This window comes from Bartonella florencae, assembly GCF_000312525.1.
GTDB classification, from domain to species: Bacteria; Pseudomonadota; Alphaproteobacteria; order Rhizobiales; family Rhizobiaceae; genus Bartonella; species Bartonella florencae.
This window is the reverse complement of the sequence record NZ_HE997476.1, coordinates 1-1,082: the sequence shown is the minus strand read 5'-3', so window position 1 is coordinate 1,082 and position 1,082 is coordinate 1. Positions and strand designations below refer to the sequence as shown.

The window sequence follows — 1,082 nt, the reverse complement described above, 5'->3', positions numbered from 1 at the left end:
GGTTCAAGCAGTGAGGGGGATTTTTGATCAATCAAAACACCATCTTGCAAGATATAAACGGGGAAAAATGTGCCTTGCTGCCCATCATCTTTGAGAGCCCAAACAAGTTTTGCCACCTCGCGTGCAGCACCTCCTTCTCCTTCTGCCAAGGATCCCAGAACTTGCCCCAAAAGCTCTGGATCCTCTTCATGAGTTATCCAGCTTTTTTGAAGCTTCACACCGATTTCCATCCGTCCAACCATGGCAACATTCTCTAAGACGGCATTTGAGACAGGAAAAATATCGCCAGCGATATAAATCTTGCCCTCTGTTAAAGTGACCGTCTTTGTGTCTTTATTAACAAAGGCGTCAGCCCGTTCAACGCGGTCTCCTTCTTGTGCCACAAGGCGCCCTAAGCGGTTATGGCGTCCCCTTATGATGGTTTGAACTTCATTGAGTTCAGCACTTTGAAGAAAAGGGCGTTGTCCATAAAACACAACGCTTTGTTGTTCCTCGCTGCCGCGAGAGCGATCAATTGCAAAGGGTAAGCCACTTTCATGTTTCATGTTAAAACCTCAATAAAATCTTGAATTGTTCGCGAACATCTGCACGCAAAGGAATGTTGATCGGTGTTTTAAGGATCTCTACACCACCCTTTAGTTCATCGGTTCCTAACCAAAGTTTGCCAGGAGGTGTCTGTTCTCCCACAGAGCCATGAACGAGGAGGGAAACAGAAGCGGCTTGTTTGTCTTCAACATCCCAAAAATCGGTGCGCGCTGCAAGAAACAGCATGGTGCCAGTTTTCGAAGGACTAAATTTGTTGCCACAATGGCTATAAACACCCTCCAAAGCTGGTTCGACAGGCGCTACAGCATAGCATCGGCGAAACCCAATCAGAGTGTTATCGAGATCTCTTAAAGCGAGATAAAGGGAACGGTTTTGGAACCATTCTGCCATCAATATATCGCGTTCATGTTTTTTGACAGAACACCATGGAAAATTTGCCAACTCCCAGGGATAGTCAATTTTGTCCCAGCTTAATTCCTCGTCGAAATCATCAATCCAGTTGCCAATGAGTTTGCCTTCTTCTTTTGTGAGAACGT

The 1,082-nt window shown here is 45.7% G+C and carries 1 protein-coding gene and 1 pseudogene; both read right to left on the bottom strand.

The features are described from left to right. Positions 1–545: DUF4815 domain-containing protein (locus BN202_RS08860; protein ID WP_034988142.1), on the bottom strand; the 545-nt coding region annotated here is incomplete at its 3' end. 1 nt (position 546) lies between these two features. Then, positions 547–1,082: pseudogene (locus BN202_RS08855) on the bottom strand (phage tail protein); the annotation flags it as partial.